The organism is Candidatus Zixiibacteriota bacterium, from assembly GCA_036480375.1.
Classification (GTDB): domain Bacteria; phylum Zixibacteria; class MSB-5A5; order GN15; family JAAZOE01; genus JAZGGI01.
In genome coordinates this window covers 279416-297808 of the sequence record JAZGGI010000024.1, presented here as the reverse complement: position 1 = coordinate 297808, position 18393 = coordinate 279416, and the positions used below count along the sequence as shown (strand labels likewise).

General features: G+C 44.6%; 20 protein-coding genes. 4 read left to right on the top strand and 16 right to left on the bottom strand.

Features of this window, described 5'->3' with window-relative positions; all coding sequences use genetic code 11:
* Positions 1–231 precede the first annotated feature (231 nt).
* The 6 genes from V3V99_07355 to V3V99_07330 all read right to left on the bottom strand — a co-directional run bounded on the left by V3V99_07355 (position 232) and on the right by V3V99_07330 (position 5898).
* Positions 232–435, bottom strand: coding sequence for a hypothetical protein (locus V3V99_07355; GenBank protein ID MEE9442469.1), 204 nt, complete (start codon positions 433–435; stop codon positions 232–234).
* Positions 436–1204: 769 nt separating this feature from the next.
* Positions 1205–2431, bottom strand: coding sequence for an NrfD/PsrC family molybdoenzyme membrane anchor subunit (nrfD, locus tag V3V99_07350; GenBank protein ID MEE9442468.1), 1227 nt, complete (start codon positions 2429–2431; stop codon positions 1205–1207).
* Positions 2432–2433: 2 nt separating this feature from the next.
* On the bottom strand, positions 2434–3204 hold the full coding sequence (locus V3V99_07345) for a 4Fe-4S dicluster domain-containing protein (protein MEE9442467.1): 771 nt from the start codon (positions 3202–3204) through the stop codon (positions 2434–2436).
* Positions 3204–3941, bottom strand: coding sequence for a cytochrome c3 family protein (locus tag V3V99_07340; GenBank protein MEE9442466.1), 738 nt, complete (start codon positions 3939–3941; stop codon positions 3204–3206). Before V3V99_07340 ends, V3V99_07345 begins: the two co-directional genes overlap by 1 nt.
* 303 nt (positions 3942–4244) lie before the next feature.
* Positions 4245–5261 carry a VCBS repeat-containing protein gene (locus V3V99_07335; protein MEE9442465.1) on the bottom strand — a complete coding sequence of 339 codons (1017 nt, stop codon included), beginning with the start codon at positions 5259–5261 and terminating at the stop codon, positions 4245–4247.
* Positions 5262–5481: 220 nt separating this feature from the next.
* The gene (locus V3V99_07330) at positions 5482–5898 is read right to left on the bottom strand and encodes a single-stranded DNA-binding protein (GenBank protein MEE9442464.1); all 417 of its coding nucleotides are present in this window, start codon (positions 5896–5898) and stop codon (positions 5482–5484) included.
* Between the two features lie 141 nt (positions 5899–6039).
* On the opposite strand from V3V99_07330, the gene V3V99_07325 reads away from it, so the two are divergent.
* The 4 genes from V3V99_07325 (at position 6040) to V3V99_07310 (ending at position 9420) form a co-directional block, all read left to right on the top strand.
* Entirely contained in the window at positions 6040–6834 is a 795-nt protein-coding gene (locus V3V99_07325) for an NAD+ synthase (GenBank protein MEE9442463.1), read from the top strand.
* The gene (gene rsmI, locus V3V99_07320; protein MEE9442462.1) at positions 6827–7531 is read left to right on the top strand and encodes a 16S rRNA (cytidine(1402)-2'-O)-methyltransferase; all 705 of its coding nucleotides are present in this window, start codon (positions 6827–6829) and stop codon (positions 7529–7531) included. The genes V3V99_07325 and rsmI overlap by 8 nt, the downstream gene beginning before the upstream one ends.
* Entirely contained in the window at positions 7497–8408 is a 912-nt protein-coding gene (locus V3V99_07315; GenBank protein MEE9442461.1) for a phosphatase PAP2 family protein, read from the top strand. Before rsmI ends, V3V99_07315 begins: the two co-directional genes overlap by 35 nt.
* Before the next feature lie 112 nt (positions 8409–8520).
* The gene (locus V3V99_07310) at positions 8521–9420 is read left to right on the top strand and encodes a DMT family transporter (protein MEE9442460.1); all 900 of its coding nucleotides are present in this window, start codon (positions 8521–8523) and stop codon (positions 9418–9420) included.
* 75 nt (positions 9421–9495) lie between these two features.
* On the opposite strand, the gene lipB is transcribed toward V3V99_07310, so the two are convergent.
* The 10 genes from lipB to gltX form a co-directional block, all read right to left on the bottom strand.
* Positions 9496–10191: a lipoyl(octanoyl) transferase LipB gene (gene lipB, locus V3V99_07305; GenBank protein ID MEE9442459.1), complete on the bottom strand. Its 696-nt coding sequence runs from the start codon at positions 10189–10191 to the stop codon at positions 9496–9498.
* Positions 10191–11453, bottom strand: a complete 1263-nt coding sequence (gene sucB / locus V3V99_07300; protein ID MEE9442458.1) for a dihydrolipoyllysine-residue succinyltransferase — start codon at positions 11451–11453, stop codon at positions 10191–10193. The genes lipB and sucB overlap by 1 nt, the downstream gene beginning before the upstream one ends.
* 47 nt (positions 11454–11500) lie before the next feature.
* Complete coding sequence (nadA, locus tag V3V99_07295) at positions 11501–12580, bottom strand: quinolinate synthase NadA (GenBank protein ID MEE9442457.1); 1080 nt, start codon at positions 12578–12580, stop codon at positions 11501–11503.
* A gap of 126 nt (positions 12581–12706) precedes the next feature.
* Positions 12707–13069 (bottom strand): peroxiredoxin family protein, encoded by a 363-nt coding sequence (locus V3V99_07290; GenBank protein MEE9442456.1) that lies wholly within the window; start codon positions 13067–13069, stop codon positions 12707–12709.
* Positions 13070–13138: 69 nt separating this feature from the next.
* Positions 13139–13597: a peroxiredoxin gene (locus V3V99_07285; protein MEE9442455.1), complete on the bottom strand. Its 459-nt coding sequence runs from the start codon at positions 13595–13597 to the stop codon at positions 13139–13141.
* Positions 13598–13647: 50 nt separating this feature from the next.
* On the bottom strand, positions 13648–14145 hold the full coding sequence (locus V3V99_07280) for a ferritin family protein (GenBank protein ID MEE9442454.1): 498 nt from the start codon (positions 14143–14145) through the stop codon (positions 13648–13650).
* 35 nt (positions 14146–14180) lie between these two features.
* Positions 14181–14345, bottom strand: coding sequence for a hypothetical protein (locus V3V99_07275; GenBank protein MEE9442453.1), 165 nt, complete (start codon positions 14343–14345; stop codon positions 14181–14183).
* 61 nt (positions 14346–14406) lie between these two features.
* Complete coding sequence (locus V3V99_07270; GenBank protein MEE9442452.1) at positions 14407–15192, bottom strand: formylglycine-generating enzyme family protein; 786 nt, start codon at positions 15190–15192, stop codon at positions 14407–14409.
* A gap of 25 nt (positions 15193–15217) precedes the next feature.
* Positions 15218–16933 (bottom strand): glutamine--tRNA ligase/YqeY domain fusion protein, encoded by a 1716-nt coding sequence (locus tag V3V99_07265; protein MEE9442451.1) that lies wholly within the window; start codon positions 16931–16933, stop codon positions 15218–15220.
* Entirely contained in the window at positions 16926–18374 is a 1449-nt protein-coding gene (gltX, locus tag V3V99_07260) for a glutamate--tRNA ligase (protein ID MEE9442450.1), read from the bottom strand. The genes V3V99_07265 and gltX overlap by 8 nt, the downstream gene beginning before the upstream one ends.
* Positions 18375–18393 lie beyond the last annotated feature (19 nt).

The following is an 18393-nucleotide window of genomic DNA, read 5'->3' as shown; positions in this document are numbered from 1 at the left end:
TTTGAGAAGTTCTTTAATTAAAGCGGGATCAATCGAATTCATGTTAATTCTCCTGTGTAAATGCTTCTCTTTTTAATTTCGAAGCATAATCAATTATTTACATTTACACAAAATTCCTTACAGGCTCCAGATTAACGTTTTTGGTCATATCAAACCGATGTTGATTACGACAGACAGGTAAAAACCTGTTTTCAACTATCGCGTAACCTATCTGATATTATTGTCGAAAGATTAGTCATTTATCTTGTTCTTCCTTAATGTTTCCTGTGTCATTCCAGTTTGTAGGCCATAATCGTGTAACGACAACCCTGGGATTGTCGCTACGTAAGAATAATCAATATTGTCATTCCCGCGCAGGCGGGAATCCAGGAAAACCAGCGCGCCGCACGAAAACAGAAATTCGCCTGTGTCATTCCAGCGCACGCTGGAATCCATGCAGCCTTTTTCTAACTCCCCACGCGAATAAACTATCTGAAAAACCAATTGGCCTCAATTTGTTTTGACTCATGTACATACTCCCTCCTTCTGGTCAATTCCATAAGAAAGGGGATGTTTTTTAATTAATGGTGGGTTGGTAGGGAAAATGTTGGCATGGGCTTAATCCACAGCAAAGCTTTGACCCAGTGGCCCATTGTCCACCCGTGAAACGGGAACGGGTGCATTCCCGCATAAATCATCCACAATTACCACTCAATTCAACCCCTGTTTCTGAAATCACCCGCTCCTATAGATGATATAAATCTATTGCCGTGCGTGTGCGATTTGAGGGGAAAGGGCCAAATCCAAAAAAACAAAAAAGGACAAAACGAATCCAATTCGCTGTAGACTTAACTGTTATTTACCATTACAAGGAATTTTTGAAAATGCAAATGTGGATAACTCTTCTGGATTCCCGCAGTGACCCCTTCGGGGCCTTCATGGAAATGACACAGGCGAAAGCCTGTTTTCGTGCGGCGTGTCCCCCGCTTATGCTGGGAACTTGGCCGCTTTCAAAAATCCCTGAAGAAAAACAAGCGTGTGCCTGTCGTATTTAACACCGATTTGATATGACCAAAAACGTTAATCTGAGGAAACAAACCCATTTTCGGGAATCATGCGAACATCTACCGTGCACAATTAATGAGCCTGATGATCTTGAGAAATTATAATTGATATAAAAACGCCGGCTTAAAACCGGCGCGAAAAGTTTCGTCTGAGAATTAATCTATTTTTTGCTTTCTGCTGGGGCGAGTCTCATCGGTTCGTGATGACCTCCTTCCCACGGAGGAAGGATTTTTACGAGTACGAACAAAATCACAAAGGGCATGATTAACAACACTATCGAGACAAAGAGACCCTCAAGCCCGAACATTTCCAGTTTATAAGTAGTCAAGCCACGCAGGCTTTTGGAAAACAGTTGGCCGCCCAGAACGACATTCCAACGAGTGCTGAAGATACCGACCTGAATCAAAATGGCAGCGATAAAATAGAGCATCCGCTTCATTTCATCGGGTACTTTTCTGAAACGAGCCATGACCAGCGCGGCCATGGGCGCTATACTGCCGATAATAATCTGACTGATTATCAGACTGATAAAGAGCCGGTTAGAAATCATCGATGACAGGATATTTATCGATTCTTCTGACTCATAAAGCCGCTGGATAAAGTCCAGAAGCTCCAGTGAAAAATCAACAATCATGGCGACAATCAGGAACAGGCCCAGCTTATTGAGGCAGTCCATATTAATTCGTTTCCAGCGGAACATGGTCGTTACCATGTATATCAGGACCATTAGAGCAATACCGGAGACAATCGCCGAAAACAGAAATACAATTGGCATCAAAACGCTGCTCCACCACGGATTGGCTTTGACGGAGCCGAAAATAAATCCAACGTATCCGTGTAATAAAAACGCGGAAGGGATACCGATCAGGGTAATAAACCTGCCCGCTTTGGCGTCGAAGGCCAGGGCTTCATCGGAAGTACTGGTAGAACCCAGACTTAGCGCGTAATAAAAATATTTTTTCAGGCCGGTGCTTTTTCTGGCCCAATTGATGATATCCTGACGGTAATCAAACCAAAGTTCCAAAAGCAGAACGACCATCAGATACCAGACATAAACAAAACCGAACATGGCCATGGCCGACTTGGTGTGCGGCGTCAAAAACATCTCCAGGGCTCGTTCCGGCCTACCCAGGTGCGCCAAAAGCGGCAAGGGAGCAATTAGAAGAAATGACAGCGCCGTTAATAAAGACAGGCGATAAACGGGAATCAGGGCGCTAACTTTAAAAACTCTTTCGAGCGACGCCAAAATAAAAGCTCCCGCCACGAGTCCCGTGAGATAAGGATAAACGACAATGAGTATGCCCCAGTGGAGTTCAAATTCATTGGGATATATATACCCGGTGGCGCCGGCTATGGCTTCGACGGCATTGGCCAGAATAGTCTCCATATTTATCTCACTTCTCCATCGGCTCCGGAATAATATACTTTGGGTTTGGTGTTAAGCCATTGTTTCAGGACAATGGTATCGTTAAATCGAATAAATCGATGCAGGGGGCTATTGCGCTTCCCGATTTCACCAAAGACGCGCGCCTGGGTCGGACAGACTTCTACGCAGGCAGGACGCATCCCTTTGACGATGCGATGGTAACAAAATGTACATTTATCGGCCGTGTGTGTTTCCGGATGCAGGTACCGAGCTCCGTAGGGGCAGGCCTGGATACAATAACGACATCCCACGCAATAACTGCTATCAACGAGAACAACGCCGTCGCGGCTGGTATATGTCGCTCCGACCGGACAAACCTGGACGCAAGGCGGATTTTCGCAATGGTTACATAATTTGGGGACAAAGTAGGTTCTGAGAATTTCTTTTTTCTCATCCGCTTTTGGAAATCCGTCAATTCCTCCGTTTGGACTATCGACTTCGGCTTCCCCATCGGGTGGGATAATATACCTCTCAATCCAAGTTCTAAAAAAGTGTTCATCGCGAGGCACTTTATTTTCGGTTTTGCAGGCATCGGCGCACCGTCCGCAACCGATACATTTATGAATACTAATGCCCATAGCATAATTATGTTCGTCCGGATTGTAGTCATCGGAAGCAGACGCCAGAAGTTCGTCGGGAGAAATTATATAGGCGGCTGAAACCAGTACCGGCAATTTTTTAAAGCAGGATCGCAAAAAATCTCGTCGTTGAATTTTCGGTTTATCCTGTTCCATTATCTGGCCTCCGGATGATGTGGATAATGACAGTCCCAGCAAAGATAATTTTCATTGTGAGTTGCTAATTTAATTCGCGGTATACCCCTCGACACGTCGGCCTCGGTGTCATGACATTTACCGCAGAGAGCTCTCGATGTCGGTTTTTGAGCCCGGGCGAAGCGGGGATTGCTCATATGATCGGGCGGGGCATCATGGCAAGTCTTACATTCCAGACTGGTATGATGGGAAACCGCTTTCTGGAGAGCAATTTCACGATGGCAGGCATCACAAGCCTGAGGTGCTCTTGGCAGAAGCGGTTTATGGGGATTATGACATTCAAGACAAGGTCTGCCGGGATTATGGACCTCTTCCACAACCTGAGGAAAGCCGGAGGGACGGGCCGAATTATATCCATGACAAATTGTGCACTGATTGCGGATCCGCGGAATTCGAGGAGTATACTCATCCGGTTCTTCGGTATGAGCCATAGCCGGGCCATGGCATACTTCACAAGAAACACCACGATGATCGAAATTCATCTTTGTTTCGTATATATCGTCATGGCAATCATTACAAATGATGCTTCCCGCATAAACTACTTCCTGAGAGGCTATCTCATCGACCGATGCCGCTCGGTAATGTCCATAATCGCCAAACGTTTCGGGAACAAAAAAATGACGAGCGGTAACAAGCGCGGCAATCGCCACAATAAAGATTATGGCCAGAGGAATTATTTGCTGAGGTACTTTTTTCATAAATACTTTTTCTATCGCCTAATGAGGATAAAATCTACCCTCATTAATGTTCATTATATCGACCAAATCCGTCTATGTCAACTATTTTCTCCAATTGCAAAATGGGTGGGCAATTCGACTAAAATGAATACTCAATAGATACTGAATTGACATTTCTGAAAAATATCCATATCCCGATGCAAATATGGCGGAGGTTGCCCCTAATCTTTCCTCAATACCCCGAATTATCCAAGCATCAGTCCGCCCTGGGTCGATATTTTGGAATTTAATACACTGTCATGGGCGTTTGGCTGTCAATACTAATCAACGTTTGCCATCAATTGCTTGCGAAACATAGGTTTGATTAAACCAAATAGTATTAGTGCCGTCGGTGTAGTTCCCAATGAAGACGTCATTATCACCGTCATTGTCAATATCAGCAATCTCACAGCAAGCAATACGTCCTTTCCCCGCAAATCTGATACCCGAGTCTTCAAACTTTCCTGCACCATCATTAATCCAGACCTGACATGGTCTGCCCCAATCAGTGAAAACAAGATCAACCCAGCCATCACCATTCAGATCATTTGTGCAGACCCAGCTCATATCAACAGAGGGCAATTCCTGATTGCTTTCGACAAACCTGCCAGTGCCGTCATTTAGTAGAATTCCGGAAGGATATAATTTCCCCTCACCATTGGTATAGATTGCATCAGGGTCACCATCATTATCGACGTCTGCAAAGACGGTCGAGCAACGGAGTAATATTCGGTTTTCAAAAAAGCAAAATTTGGAGAATTCGCCATCCCCGTTGTTAAGATAGACCCGGAAGCCCTGCCCGACCTCTCTGGCAAAAATGTCAACAAATCCATCGTCATTCAGATCGCAGAAGACTGACATATCCGGATAAGTGGCACTACTTAAGCTGAAATTACTTTTACCATCATTTATATACAGAATTGTTTCCCTAGCCTTTTGGAAGAGGGCATCCAAATCGCCATCGCCGTCTACATCGACCAAATGTGCGCCAATAGTGAAAATACCAGTACCTCGAACATCAAGTTGTCCCTCTTCAAAAACACCAGTGCCGTTATTCAGATATAATGGACTTCTAGTATAAACTTCGTGGCTGGGACCAAACAACAGATCCAGATCATGGTCACGATCAATGTCTCTCGCCTCGACACCGGCATAGCCTTGTGAAAATATCTGGTCCGATTCCAGGTAATTGCCAAAACCGTCATTAAACAGGATGAGAGTCCGGGCATGCATGTTCGAAAAAACGGCATCCATGTCACCGTCGTCATCAAGATCAGCCAGAGCTATCTGGTAAGTTCCCATTGGTCTGAAATCCTGTTCGCTCTTTCGGAATTCTAAATTACCGTCTTTTGATACCACACTCTGTGAAGACTTAATATTGCTATATAGAAGAAAAATCAGTAATACACACTCACAAATAACGGCAGATTTTGGCAAAATGCGATCCCTTTCTCCTTTAATAAACAATAGCTGAAGTTTCTCAGGTTATTGAATCCGACGAATTATTTTGATAGAAAATATTTTAGAAGGGCAGGTCGTCGTCTTCGGTATCAATATCGGCTGGGGGAGCTGGCGGCGGTTCCGACGGACCGCTATCGGAGGCAGTGCCCCGTGAGCCCAAAAATTGCATTCTTTGGCCGACAATTTCGGTAATATAGCGCTTGACTCCGTCTTTATCTTCATAATTGCGAGTTTGAATTCTGCCTTCGATATAAACCGAACTTCCTTTTTTAAGATACTCCTTGGCGACTTCAGCCTGTCTTGCCCAGAGAACAATTCGATGCCATTCGGTTGATTCCTGCATCTGTCCGTCTTTATCCCGCCATTTTTCGGTAGTAGCCATACTAAAATTCGCCACCGCCTGCCCCGATGAGGTATAGCGCAATTCCGGGTCAGCGCCCAGATTGCCAATTAATATTGCTTTGTTTACTGATGCCATATTTCTCCCTTCGTATTTAATTTGTGAATATAGACCAATAATATCGGAAAGTCAATATCGTCTAAACCATGTTGATGTCACAAATTTGTTGATTGGCGATAAAATTTTCCTATATTCGGTTTTTGGAGGCGCGTGGGAATCATGATAGATATTAAAGGCTCCGTGGAAATTCTGACAGAGTTTATAAGGGATTATACTAATGAAGTCGGCATCAATCGCCTAATCATAGGCCTTTCCGGCGGGGTTGACTCATCAGTATCGGCGGCGCTGGGATCAAAAGCCGTTGGGGCTGAAAATATATTGGGTGTAATCATGCCCTACAAGAGGTCTTCTCCAGAATCAAAAAATGACGCTATTAATCTGGCGAATAAACTGGGTATATCGTTTGAAAAGGTGGATATATCGCCGATGGTGGACGCCTACTTCGGTAATAATGACGTTTCTTCATTGCGACGCGGTAATAAATGCGCCCGGGAACGGATGTCGGTTCTTTTTGATATTTCGGCCCGAGATAATCGTCTGGTTTTGGGCACATCCAACAAAACTGAAATTTGTTTGGGCTACGCGACCTGGTACGGAGATAACGCCTGCTCCCTGAATCCTCTTGGCGGCCTTTATAAAGGCGAGGTGTGGGCCATGGCAGAATATTTAGAGGTTCCACCGGAAATTATCAAAAAGAAGCCTACCGCTGATTTATGGCCGGGTCAGACAGATGAAGATGAATTGGGATTGACTTATAAAAAGGCCGACGAGTTGCTGTATCTCTTGATTGAAAAAGAAGTTCGTGATCTAAATCAGCTGAAGGAAACCGGAACTGCGGACGAAGTCATTAAGTTGGTCATTAACCGGATCAATAAATATTCATTCAAACGAGGACTTCCGCCCGTGAACCTGCTGGGAAGAAATCCGATACCGACAGAGATACTCCTTGATTGATTTTATGGATAATAACGCCATGGGTATATTGTATCTTGTCCCAACTCCGATTGGGAATATGCAGGACATTACCCTGCGGGCACTGGAAGTTTTGAAAAATGTTGTTCTGGTGGCATGCGAAGATACCCGGCGCAGCGGCCAGCTTCTGGCACATTTCGGAATCAAGGCCAAAAAAATCAGCTATTTTGAGCATAATGAAATTCGCCGGATTCCGAAGATATTAGAAATCCTGAAAGAAGGTAAGTCGGTGGCTGTGATATCCGATGGCGGTAGTCCGGGAATTTCGGACCCGGCTTTTCGCATCGTTAAGGCCGCAATCGATGAAGGAATTTCGGTAGAGGCATTACCGGGCGCGACGGCTTTGATTCCGGCTTTGACTGCTTCGGGATTGCCGACCGACCGATTTTTCTTTGAGGGATTTTTGCCGGTCAAAAAGGGAAAGAGGCGATCTCGGTTGTTGGAGATAAGTGAATATCCTCACACCATAGTTATATATGAATCGGTTCACCGAATAAAAAAGACGATAATCGAAGTAGCTGAGATTTTTGCCGAGCGCGAAGTCTGCGTCATCCGTGAAATAAGCAAGATGCATGAAGAAAAAATACTCAATAGCGCAATCGAGGTCGCGGGCATAATTGAAAAATCAAATCCAAAGGGAGAATATGTCATTGTCATATCCGGGGCTAAACACGCCTAAGGAAAGCTATCGCTTACTCGAGAAAATTATTTCCCGGATGAAACCTTTCGATCATCTGGTAGTCATTTACAGCTGGTTTATTTTCGTCATTACGATAAATCTGGCCCGACCCATCGAAAATTATATCGGAGTATTAATCTTTCATCTGGGAGCCATCGTAATCGTGCTTTTACTGGCATATATTGGCGAAAAGTCCGATAACCGCATTGTTACTTTATTTAGACTCCTCTATCCGGTAATATTAATGATATTTTTCTATGAAACGAGTGGAAAACTGGTCCACGTTGTTTTTTCTAATTTTCTTGATTATCAGGTGGTAGCATTTGAACGGTCGCTGTTTGGTGTTAGCCCAACAATCTGGCTGGATCAGCGTCTCAGCGTTTTCCGGACCGAGATTTTTTCCGCCTCGTATTTTTCGTATTATTTGCTAATTCCGGGATTGAGCTTGTTTTTATTCTTTCATCGAAAAGACGCGGAAATAATTAGATTTATGACCGCCACATGCGCCGCCTTTTTTTTCTCCTATATGATTTTCATTCTTTACCCGGTCGAAGGACCGAGGCATTTTCTTGCCACACAGTATGAAAATGTAATTTCAGGTCCGGTATTCAGACCTTTAGTCGAACTCATAATTGAAAATGGAGCTTTTCACGGGGGAGCCATGCCCTCATCGCATTGCGCGGTGGCGTTGATTGTCATGTTATTCGCCATTAAAAACTATTCCAGGAAAGCATGGTTTTTGATTCCGGTAATTTTGGGATTAGCGGCGGGAACGGTTTACGGTCGATTCCATTATATTTCGGATGTCATTGTCGGCCTAATAATCGGGGCCGTTTGTTACGGTATCATCCGTATCTATTACCCTCTAAAAAGGTAGACTGAAATCAGTTATATCCCAACAGCTTTCAAAGATTATTAATTGTTGGCATTGAAATACGTCCTGCATATATTGGCTCCAATATGTTTCTTAAAATCGAAGCGAATAAAGCATGAATGGAGTTAAATCTCCTCGATTAAAGGGCGATATTTGGGCGACTGTCTCAGCCCTCGCCACCGGCGGAGGATTTACGGTCGCTAAAACGCTTTTGCTGACTCTCCCCCCGATTGTATTTAACGCTTATATGTTTTTATTTGGTTCGGTGATTATATTAATCGACGCCGGATTTAATCGTAAATTGAAAGAGACGTTATTTATCCCTCCCGCTCAGATTGGATTTTTTGCGATAGTGGCAATATTTTTTTCCGCCGCTACATATTGCCTGTTTACGGCTCTGAGTTTTTCGGAACCGGCGACGGTTTCGTTTTTGTCTCGATTGGAATTAGTCTCAACGATAATTCTGGCGGCCATATTCTTAAAAGAACGACTTCAAAAATCGGAAGTCTTCGGTCTGATAATAGTCGTTGCAGGGATATTTGTTATGAGATATAACGCTTCAATTGAACTTTCTCGCACGGTAACGCTAGTCACTTTGGGTTCGCTGTTTTTTGGGACCGCAGAGGTTCTGACCAAATGGAAGATCGATTGGATAAATCATCGCAGTTATATTTTTTACCGAGGGATATTTATGTCAGGCATTTTCATAATTGCGGGGATTATCACCAGCAAACTCGTATTCATTACCGATATAAGATTATTGGGTCTTCTCGCTCTGACCGCTTTTTTACTGCCGTATATGGGTCGTACCGGTTATCTAAAGGCAATGAAATACATTAATATTTCTCGCTCGTCGATAATCGTCCAGAGCCAGCCGTTTTTTGCGGCCATTGTGGCATTGGCGATTCTTAACTCCTTCCCTTCCATCAAAGAAATTTTTGGCGGACTATTAATTGTCGGGGGAGTGATTTTGATGAAAGTTCTCGAAAAAAAAGCGACCACCGCGACGCGATAACCGCTAAAATTTAATCAAGAGCTTATTTCTATTTACGCCAATGAGTAGCCTCCGTCAACAACATCGGGAAAATTTTTATAATGTTTGCGAAGATTCTTCGAGATCGATAATTTCCGCCAATTCGTTCATGTCAATAGCATCAAATTTCGTGTCGAAGATTTTGGAGTAATGCTCGCTGAGATTAGATTCAAAATCATCCAGAGTGATTTTCTGATTAATTTCTTTTTCGGCGCTGGTCATCGTTTCCGGTGTCAGTCCACAGGGATTGATCATATAGAATTTATTGAGGTCAGTCGTCAGGTTGACGGCCGCGCCATGAAATGAAATCCATCGCTGAACGGCTACGCCAATCGATGCGATTTTATGATCTTTGACCCAGACACCAATATGATCATTTTTGCGGCCGCATTTGAGATTGTAATCGTCAAAGGCGCGGATGATGCCTTCCTCAATGTTATGAATAAATGCTCGTAAATCTCGGCCTCTTCGGCGCAGATCAAATATGGGATAAATAACCAGTTGCCCCGGGCCATGATAGGTTATGCCTCCTCCACGGGATATTTGATGTACTTCTATCTCGTCTATATTCAACGGACATGAGTTCTGGAAATCGCGGCCGATGGTAATGACATGAGGATGGGTGGTGTAAAAGATAGTATCACGGATCATGCCGTTTAATCGATAGCGCACCATCCGTTTTTGCCATTCATGAGCGGCCTTATAAGGACGCTGACCCAGATTCATTTTCCAGCCGAAATAGGTCGGGGTCATCAACGAAGTCTCATAGACAGCAGCATCGGCGATTCCAGGTATTCGATTAAACGATGCAAGAATTGAACCGCCGTATGGCCGTCGATTAATCGGTGATCGAATGATAAGCCGAAGGTTGACATGGAACGGATGACGATTTGGCCTTCTCGTACAACCGGCTTTTCGGAAATATTATGAACGCCCAGAACAGCGACCTGAGGCTGATTGATAATCGGCGTCGAGGCGGTGGCGCCAAACATACCGGCGTTAGTGATGGTGAAGGTTCCGCCCTGCACGTCATCAAGAGTCAACTTGTCATCACGGGCCCGTTCACCAAGGTTATTAATTTCAACAGCAAGGTCAATAATTGATTTGAGCTCCGCGTTTTTCACGACGGGGACGATAAGTCCGCTTTCTCGCGCCACGGCGACACCGATATTGTAATATTTTTTGATAATGATTTCGGTATCAGTCATAGAGGCGTTAAGTGTCGGAAATTCCTTTAAGGCTTCAACTGCCGCATTAATTATAAACGGCATAAAGGTAAGCTTGGCGCCGTAGGTTTGATAAAAGCTGTCTTTGTATTTATTCCGGTATGTAACCAATTCCGTAAAATCGCAGTCTTCAAAAGTAGTAACATGCGCTGATGTTTGTTTGGAACGCACCATGTGTTCGGCGATTGATTTTCGAGCGCCAACCAGAGGAATACGTTCTTCGAGTTGTTCTCCGGCAGATGCCGCGGGGGGAGAATAGATCGGCATTTTTGTGGTAGTTGCGGTGGGTTGCGCCTTGGCTACCACGGAACGGGCAGCGGCGGCTTTCTTGACATCTTCCTTTGTGATGCGGCCATCGGGGCCGGTTCCTGATATGGCAGCGGGATCCAATCCAAAATCACGAACAAGTTTACGAACTGCGGGAGCCATCTTCGGTTTTTTGCCGGATACGGTTGGCTGTGGAGGTTGAGGGGCAGCAGCCTGCGGCTCTGGAGTGGTTTCTTTAGGCGGGGTTGCGGTCTTCTTATCGGGAGCCGCTTGGGGAACATCTCCGGAAGTGTTTATGGTACAAATCAGGGTCCCGACCGGAACGACATCGTCAGGTTGAGCATGTAATTTTTCTATGACGCCATCAACTTCGGATGGAATTTCGACATTGACTTTATCGGTCATAATTTCAACCAGCGGTTGATTGACCGTTACTCTATCACCTTCGGCAACTTTCCACTCGACAATTGTTCCTTCCAACACAGATTCCCCCATCTGGGGAACGACAACTTCAAATGTCATTGCAACCTCCAATTTATTATTGATAGCAGCCCCCCGGATGAAACGTATCAATATACTTCAAGCATACGTTTTAATGCGATTCTGGCTTCCGACTTGATATCTTCAGGAACCACAATTCGGTCAAAACTATCAAGATTTTCAATGGTATTCGCCAAGTCAGCTAATGTCGTACGATACATATTGGCGCATACCGGGCATTTCTGTCCGGACAGCTCGAATATTTTCTTATTGGGATAAGTATGAGCCATGCGATTGATTAAATTTATCTCCGTTCCAACCGCTATCGTCGATCCTGCCTGTTGTTCTTTGATAAAATTAACCAGAAATTTCGTCGAACCAACGGCATCGGCTTTATCGACCACTTCCCAGGTGCATTCCGGGTGAACCGCGACTTTGGCATCAGGGAATTGCTGGCGCACCTCATCCACATGCTTCGCTGTGAAATTAGTATGAACGTGACAATGGCCTTTCCAGAGAATTAATTTCGCTCGGCGCAGACGGTCAGGATCAATCCCACCGCTGTCGCTTCGAAAATCCCAAACAACCATTTCGTCATCGGAAAAACCGAGCCATCGACCGGTGTTATATCCGAGGTTTTCATCGGGGAAAAAGAATATTTTTTCTCCCCGTTCAAGAGCCCAATTATAAGCGGCTTTCGCGTTTGATGAAGTGCAAATCAATCCGCCTTCCCGGCCGCAAAAGGCTTTTAACTGGGCGGCGGAATTCATATATGATACCGGAATTGTTTTTTCGGAGACGCCCATATCTTTCAGATAGTCCCAGGCGGCCAGGACATCATCGATATCGGCCATATCCGCCATAGGACATCCGGCCAGTGGATTGGGCAAATACACTTTTTGATTATCGCCCGATAGAATATCGGCCGATTCGGCCATGAAATGGACGCCGCAAAAAACAATGAACTCCGAATCTTTACGCTGTGAAGCGGTTTTTGACAGATCGTAGGAATCGCCTACAAAATCCCCCATGAACGCGACTTCGAGACGCTGATAATGATGAGCCAAAATTGTCATTCTTGAGCCCATCGATTTTTTGGCGTCAAGGATGGATTGCTTTAATTCCTCATCAGTCGCTTGACGATATTTATCCGGTACCGCAAAATACATACAATTTTGTCCCTTATCCCGCCGAAATCATATTCAATATTATACGCAAAAATTTTCGGCGTAATAGTTTTCTTTTGCGAGGATTATATAAATTTTTGTTGGCGGCGTCAAGAAATCAAAATCATTTCATGATACTACCATAATGGCGTCCATCATTTTCTGATTTTCAGGCATTCCTTTTTCGGCGAATATAATCTTGCCGACGGATTCGATGACGTAAACCGAGCGCCGTATCAACATTCCCCCTGTATTGAGAGAATCATATTTTTTCGCTATTTTCTTATCCGGGTCAGATAATATTGTAAATTCAAATCCTTTTTTATCGCAATAATTTTCATGGGATTTGACTGATGCGGGATTAATTCCTAAGATTTCTGTATTTAGTTTCTCGAATTTCTTCCGTTCCCCCTCAAGGGCAGCTAAACGAAAGGCTGAATCCCTTGAGCCGTCGAGATTGAAATAGGGCGCTTTATCGCCAATATTAAACAAACCAACACCACCTCAATGATTATTAATTTTGAGATAATTACGTTGCTCGGATAAATTTGCGCAAAAAATTTATTTTAGTTCCGCGAGGACTCTGAATAGTTCCTCAACGTCGGGCTCATCATCCAAATCATGATGATCGATATACCTGATAATGCCTTCTTTATCGACAACTAATATCAACCGCTCGGTAAAGCCCATATCGGTCAAGGCGCCGTATTTCTTGGCCACATCCCCGTGGGGCCAGAAATCCGAGAGCAACGGATAGTCGATTCCCCCCATAGAATACGCCCAAGATTCATGGCTCGGAATCGAATCAACCGAAATCGCCAACACCTGCGTATTGAACGCTTCAAATCGTTTTAATTCTTCCTGGTACCCGGGGATTTGACCGCTACAAATCGGAGTCCAGTTAAGCGGATAAAACGCGATGACAACGTTTTTTTGTCCCCGGTAATCCGACAGCATTATTTTTTCACCCAAATGGGATGGGAGCGTAAAATCAGGAGCCTTATCTCCTACGTTTAGCATATGATTTTCCCTCTTGCCCTGCAGAAATTAATATGGCATTGATCGTGGATTTAATCTTCTAATGGCGCCCCCTCATCAAAACCGAACCAGAAATGTCCGCCAGATATTGCCTCGCGTTCCGCCTTCAAAGATTCATAATGTCTGAATTCTTCTGCGGCCATATCCTCGCAGACTTTTTTAATTTTATCGTTAGGAGCGGTCGCCGAACCGTTCCTGTAATAGTTGGTAGCGGCCAGTTCGGCTTCAATGGCCATATCAATATATTGCATTTCCGATAAATTTTCGTCTTCACGATGATCGGTAAAAAACTTAGATAAAACGCTGACACCTTCTTTTGGCAATTCATCTACTTCTTCGCCGTAAATATCTTTGTACATTTTTATAAGCAGCGCCTCATGGTTGAATTCATCCTGAGCCAGATTATTAAGTTTGCGTTTGGCGTCCGGATTGGTGGCTTTAACCGACAGGAATTTATAGAATTTCTGACCGTCAATTTCGGCCACGATAGCCTGCTTAATTACATCTTTTGATAGTGCGTCGGATGACATAAATTACTCTCACATTCTAATGCCCGGAAAAGAACTTATGATGTCTTTTCCAATTCTTTAAGTTCTTTTCTCAGTTTTTTCAATCGTTTATGATCTTTGGACTCTTTGCTTTTATCGAATAAGCGACCGAAGTGATTCTTTTCGATTCCCTGTTCGAGTCGTTCAATTTCTTTTTTCAGCTTTTCAATTTTTTCAGTCATGGCATCCACCCGATTAAATTTACAAACCATAGTCTACAACAATTACACCCTGTTACGCAAATTATTCAATATCTTTTGCGCACCTGAATCCGATATTGAAATCCCTCCAGTTGGGCGGTAAGGCGTTTCGGAAATAAACCTGGTTACAATAAGGACCAGAATGCCATCCTCCCCCGCGAATGATTTTGAACCTGCCTTTTTCGGGACCGGTCGGGTTATCAGTCGGACCGGTTGAATAATATGATTCACTGTAGAAATCCAAAGCCCACTCGTTGGCATTTCCGGCCATATCATAGAGCCCGAATTGATTGGGGACAAAACTTCCAACGGGTATAGTCCCTTTGGCGACTCCGTCTATCGTGTAATTGGCCAGAGTTGAATCAATTTCATCTCCCGATGGATATTTTTTGCCGCTCAAACCGCCCCGCGCGGCATACTCCCATTCGGCTTCGGTAGGTAATCTTTTTCCGGCCCATTCGGCGTATGATTTGGCTTCTGACCAGCTAATGCCGGTGACCGGATGATTGGGATAATTCATTCCGCTGTGAAAGTCAGCCATGCCCCAGAATTCCGGTAGTATGGCGTCTGTTTCCTGGCAATATTGATAGAATTGTGCGTTGGTTACTTCATATTTATCAACATAAAATGAATCAATCGAAACCTCGTGAGGCGGGTAATGGTCGCCCTCGGTAGAATCTCCCATGATAAATACCCCACCGGGTATTAAAACCATCTCCTGCTCTAAGGGAATTTCGGGAATTTCCTCCGGTTTTTTCTCAATACAGGAAATACCCGCAAGCGCAATTAGCAGGATAATTGCCGAAGCAAACCTAATCATTTTGTCCATCGCTTATACTCCTAAATCCGAATCGCTACGATTTGTTCATTGACTTTTGGATTTTCTTCCAAGTATCTCTGAGCGTAACGGTTCGATTAAAAATAAGATTATCGGGCGTCGAATCTATATTATCTACACAAAAATATCCAAGCCGTTCGAATTGAAATCTATCCCCCGGTTGAGCATTTGCCACAGACGGTTCCACACGGCAGTTCTTAATAATTTCCAGCGAATCGGGGTTTATCGGCTCAGTAAAATCTTTCCCGTCCGAAGCATCGAGTGGATTTTCCTTAGTAAAAAGCGTATCGTAGAGCCTGACTTCGGCCGGGATGGAATGCACAGCCGAAACCCAGTGCATCGTGGCCTTTACTTTTCGTCCGTCAGGAGCGTTGCCGCCGCGGGTTTCGGGATCGTAGGTGCAGCGCAATTCGATAACATTCCCGTCGTCGTCTTTGATAACTTCTTCGCACTTAATAAAATAGGCATATCGCAAACGGACTTCCCGCCCCGGCGCCAAACGGAAGAATTTTTTGGGCGGGTCTTCCATGAAATCATCTCTTTCGATATACAATTCATGAGAGAATGGAACTTTGCGGGTTCCGGCCTCGGGGTCTTCAGGATTATTGACGCAATCCAGTTCATCGACTTTGTCTTCCTGATAGTTTTCAATGACTACTTTCAGCGGACGCAAAACCGCCATCACTCGGGGGGAATGTTTGTTCAAATCTTCGCGCAGGAAATATTCGAGTAAAGTTAGATCAACCATACTCTCCCGTTTGGCCACACCGATATGATCGCAAAAAGCCCTGATGGCATGCGGCGTATATCCCCGCCGTCTAAGCCCTGATAAAGTCGGCATGCGGGGATCATCCCAGCCGGAAATAATGTTTGCCTCCACAAGCTGACGCAGTTTTCTTTTACTCAGGACAGTATAGGAAATATTAAGTCGGGCAAACTCGATTTGCTGAGGATGGCATTCGGTTTTCAACTCATCCAGAACCCAGTCATATAGCGGACGATGGTCTTCAAAGGATATATCGCACAGGGAGTGCGTTATGCCCTCGATTGAATCCGAGAGACAATGAGTGAAATCATACATCGGATATATGCACCATTTGTCGCCGGTTCGGTGGTGCGAGGCGTGCAGGATGCGATATATTACCGGGTCGCGCATATTTAAATTGCCTGAAGCCATGTCGATTTTAGCCCGCAGAGTTCTGGAACCATTGGGAAACTCACCGACTCGCATGCGTTCGAAAAGGTCAAGGTTTTCCTCAATTGACCGGTCACGATAAGGACTGTCCTTTCCGGGTTCGGTTAAAGTACCTCGGTATTGACGAATTTCCTCGGCGTTCAAATCGCAGATATAGGCTTTGCCCATTTGTATCAGTTGAACTGCATAATCATATAATTTTCCGAAATAATCCGAGGCGAAATGGAGGCGATCTCCCCAGTCGAATTCGAGCCATTTGATATCGTTTTTGATGGCGTCAACGTATTTAGTTTCTTCTTTCGTGGGATTGGTATCGTCAAATCTCAAATGAGTTATCCCGCCATGTTCCTTAGCCGCTCCGAAATTCAGGCAGATGGATTTGGCGTGGCCGATATGCAAAAAGCCGTTGGGTTCCGGGGGAAAGCGAGTGATGACTTTGCCTCCGTGCTTGCCGCTGGCGACATCATCGGCAATAATTTGCCGAATAAAATCGAGCGATTTTTCTTTTGGGTCTTTGGATGGTTTCGGATTATTCATTGTTTAACATTTCCCTGATATACCGGGCTGCCGTTCGCATCCGCTCGACAACTTCCTGACGGCCGATAAGGGCCAGAAGCGCGTACAGGCTCGGGCCGGTAATCATTCCGGTTACCGCCAGGCGAGTGGGATGTATTAACTGTCCGGTTTTTATTTCTAATTCTTCGGCATAATTTTTTAGCGAGTTTTCAAGGTTATCATGATTGAATCTTTCGATTTTTTCAAATCGGTTGGCGAGTTCGTCGAGCCGGTCGGCGTTATCGGAATTGAATTGTTTTTTGACGCCCTTCTCTTCATACGTAAGCGGGGCTTCAAAAAAGTAACGACTGCGTTCGACAAACTCATCCAATACCGAGGCGCGGTCTTTAAGGAGTTCAACAACCTCCATCAGGTATTGCCAGCGGGTTTCAAATCCGTATTTGGTATAGACTCCGGCCTCAATCAGCATCGGGGCGAGAAGTGTTGCCAATTCGTGGTTGGATTTTTTTCGAATATGCTCGGAATTGAAATGTCTCATTTTGACCGGGTCAAAAATCGCGTTAGATTTATTGAATCCATTGATAGAGAAACTTTCTATTAATTCAGGTATGGTGAAGATTTCGCTGTCATCTTTGGGCGACCATCCCAACATTGAAAGATAATTGACTACCGCTTCGGGCAGAAAGCCTTCTTTGGCGTAATCGGAGGCGTTGGCGGCTTTATCCCGTTTTGATATTTTCTTTTTTCTTTCATCGAAAATCAGAGGTAGATGGCCCATACGAGGAACCGGCAGATTGAGGGAATTATAAATTAGTATCTGCTTGAAACTGTTGGTCTGATGATCGTTTCCGCGCAAAATATCGGTGATTTTCATTTCATGATCGTCGACAACTACGACAAAGTTGTAGAGTGGCCGGCCGTCGTTGCGACACACCACAAAATCCTCAATATCTTTGTTCTGGCGCACCATTTCGCCGTACACCAGATCATCATATTTCGTCTCTCCTTCGGGAACTTTTATTCTTATAACAAATAGTTTGTCTTGATTTAGGTTTTTGTCAATCTCTTCTTTGCTAAGTCTCAGGCAGGTACGGTCGTATTTATAATCGGCTTTTTCAGCTTTCGCTTTTTCGCGCTTGGCGGCGAGTTCTTCGGGGGTGCAGAAACAGCGGTAAGCATTTCCCGAGGTGAGCAGTTTTTCCAGATATTGTTGATATAGTTCACTCCGCTGAGATTGAAAATACGGGCCTTCATCCCAATCGAGTCCGAGCCATTTCATTGAATCGATGATGGCATCAACCATATCCTCCGAAGAGCGAGAAGTGTCGGTATCCTCTATCCGCAGAATGAATTTACCGCCCGTATGACGAGCGTAGAGCCAGTTGACAATGGCCGTCCTGGCCGTCCCGACATGAAGAAAACCTGACGGCGAAGGAGCGATACGAGTTCTTATTTCAGACATTTACAACCTTTATAAAGCG

Bases quoted from the DNA above. Each gene is read 5' to 3' on its own strand.
- V3V99_07265 (MEE9442451.1), bottom strand. From the start codon at position 16,933: ATGAATAATCCGAAACCATCCAAAGACCCAAAAGAAAAATCGCTCGAT.
- V3V99_07285 (MEE9442455.1), bottom strand. From the start codon at position 13,597: ATGCTAAACGTAGGAGATAAGGCTCCTGATTTTACGCTCCCATCCCAT.
- V3V99_07335 (MEE9442465.1), bottom strand. From the start codon at position 5,261: ATGGGAACTTACCAGATAGCTCTGGCTGATCTTGATGACGACGGTGAC.
- V3V99_07355 (MEE9442469.1), bottom strand. From the start codon at position 435: ATGGATTCCAGCGTGCGCTGGAATGACACAGGCGAATTTCTGTTTTCG.
- V3V99_07310 (MEE9442460.1), top strand. From the start codon at position 8,521: ATGAATGGAGTTAAATCTCCTCGATTAAAGGGCGATATTTGGGCGACT.
- V3V99_07280 (MEE9442454.1), bottom strand. From the start codon at position 14,145: ATGTCATCCGACGCACTATCAAAAGATGTAATTAAGCAGGCTATCGTG.
- V3V99_07340 (MEE9442466.1), bottom strand. From the start codon at position 3,941: ATGAAAAAAGTACCTCAGCAAATAATTCCTCTGGCCATAATCTTTATT.
- V3V99_07330 (MEE9442464.1), bottom strand. From the start codon at position 5,898: ATGGCATCAGTAAACAAAGCAATATTAATTGGCAATCTGGGCGCTGAC.
- gltX (MEE9442450.1), bottom strand. From the start codon at position 18,374: ATGTCTGAAATAAGAACTCGTATCGCTCCTTCGCCGTCAGGTTTTCTT.
- V3V99_07315 (MEE9442461.1), top strand. From the start codon at position 7,497: ATGTCATTGTCATATCCGGGGCTAAACACGCCTAAGGAAAGCTATCGC.
- V3V99_07345 (MEE9442467.1), bottom strand. From the start codon at position 3,204: ATGGAACAGGATAAACCGAAAATTCAACGACGAGATTTTTTGCGATCC.
- nrfD (MEE9442468.1), bottom strand. From the start codon at position 2,431: ATGGAGACTATTCTGGCCAATGCCGTCGAAGCCATAGCCGGCGCCACC.
- sucB (MEE9442458.1), bottom strand. From the start codon at position 11,453: ATGACATTTGAAGTTGTCGTTCCCCAGATGGGGGAATCTGTGTTGGAA.
- V3V99_07270 (MEE9442452.1), bottom strand. From the start codon at position 15,192: ATGGACAAAATGATTAGGTTTGCTTCGGCAATTATCCTGCTAATTGCG.
- nadA (MEE9442457.1), bottom strand. From the start codon at position 12,580: ATGTATTTTGCGGTACCGGATAAATATCGTCAAGCGACTGATGAGGAA.
- V3V99_07275 (MEE9442453.1), bottom strand. From the start codon at position 14,345: ATGACTGAAAAAATTGAAAAGCTGAAAAAAGAAATTGAACGACTCGAA.
- lipB (MEE9442459.1), bottom strand. From the start codon at position 10,191: ATGACCCCGACCTATTTCGGCTGGAAAATGAATCTGGGTCAGCGTCCT.
- V3V99_07325 (MEE9442463.1), top strand. From the start codon at position 6,040: ATGATAGATATTAAAGGCTCCGTGGAAATTCTGACAGAGTTTATAAGG.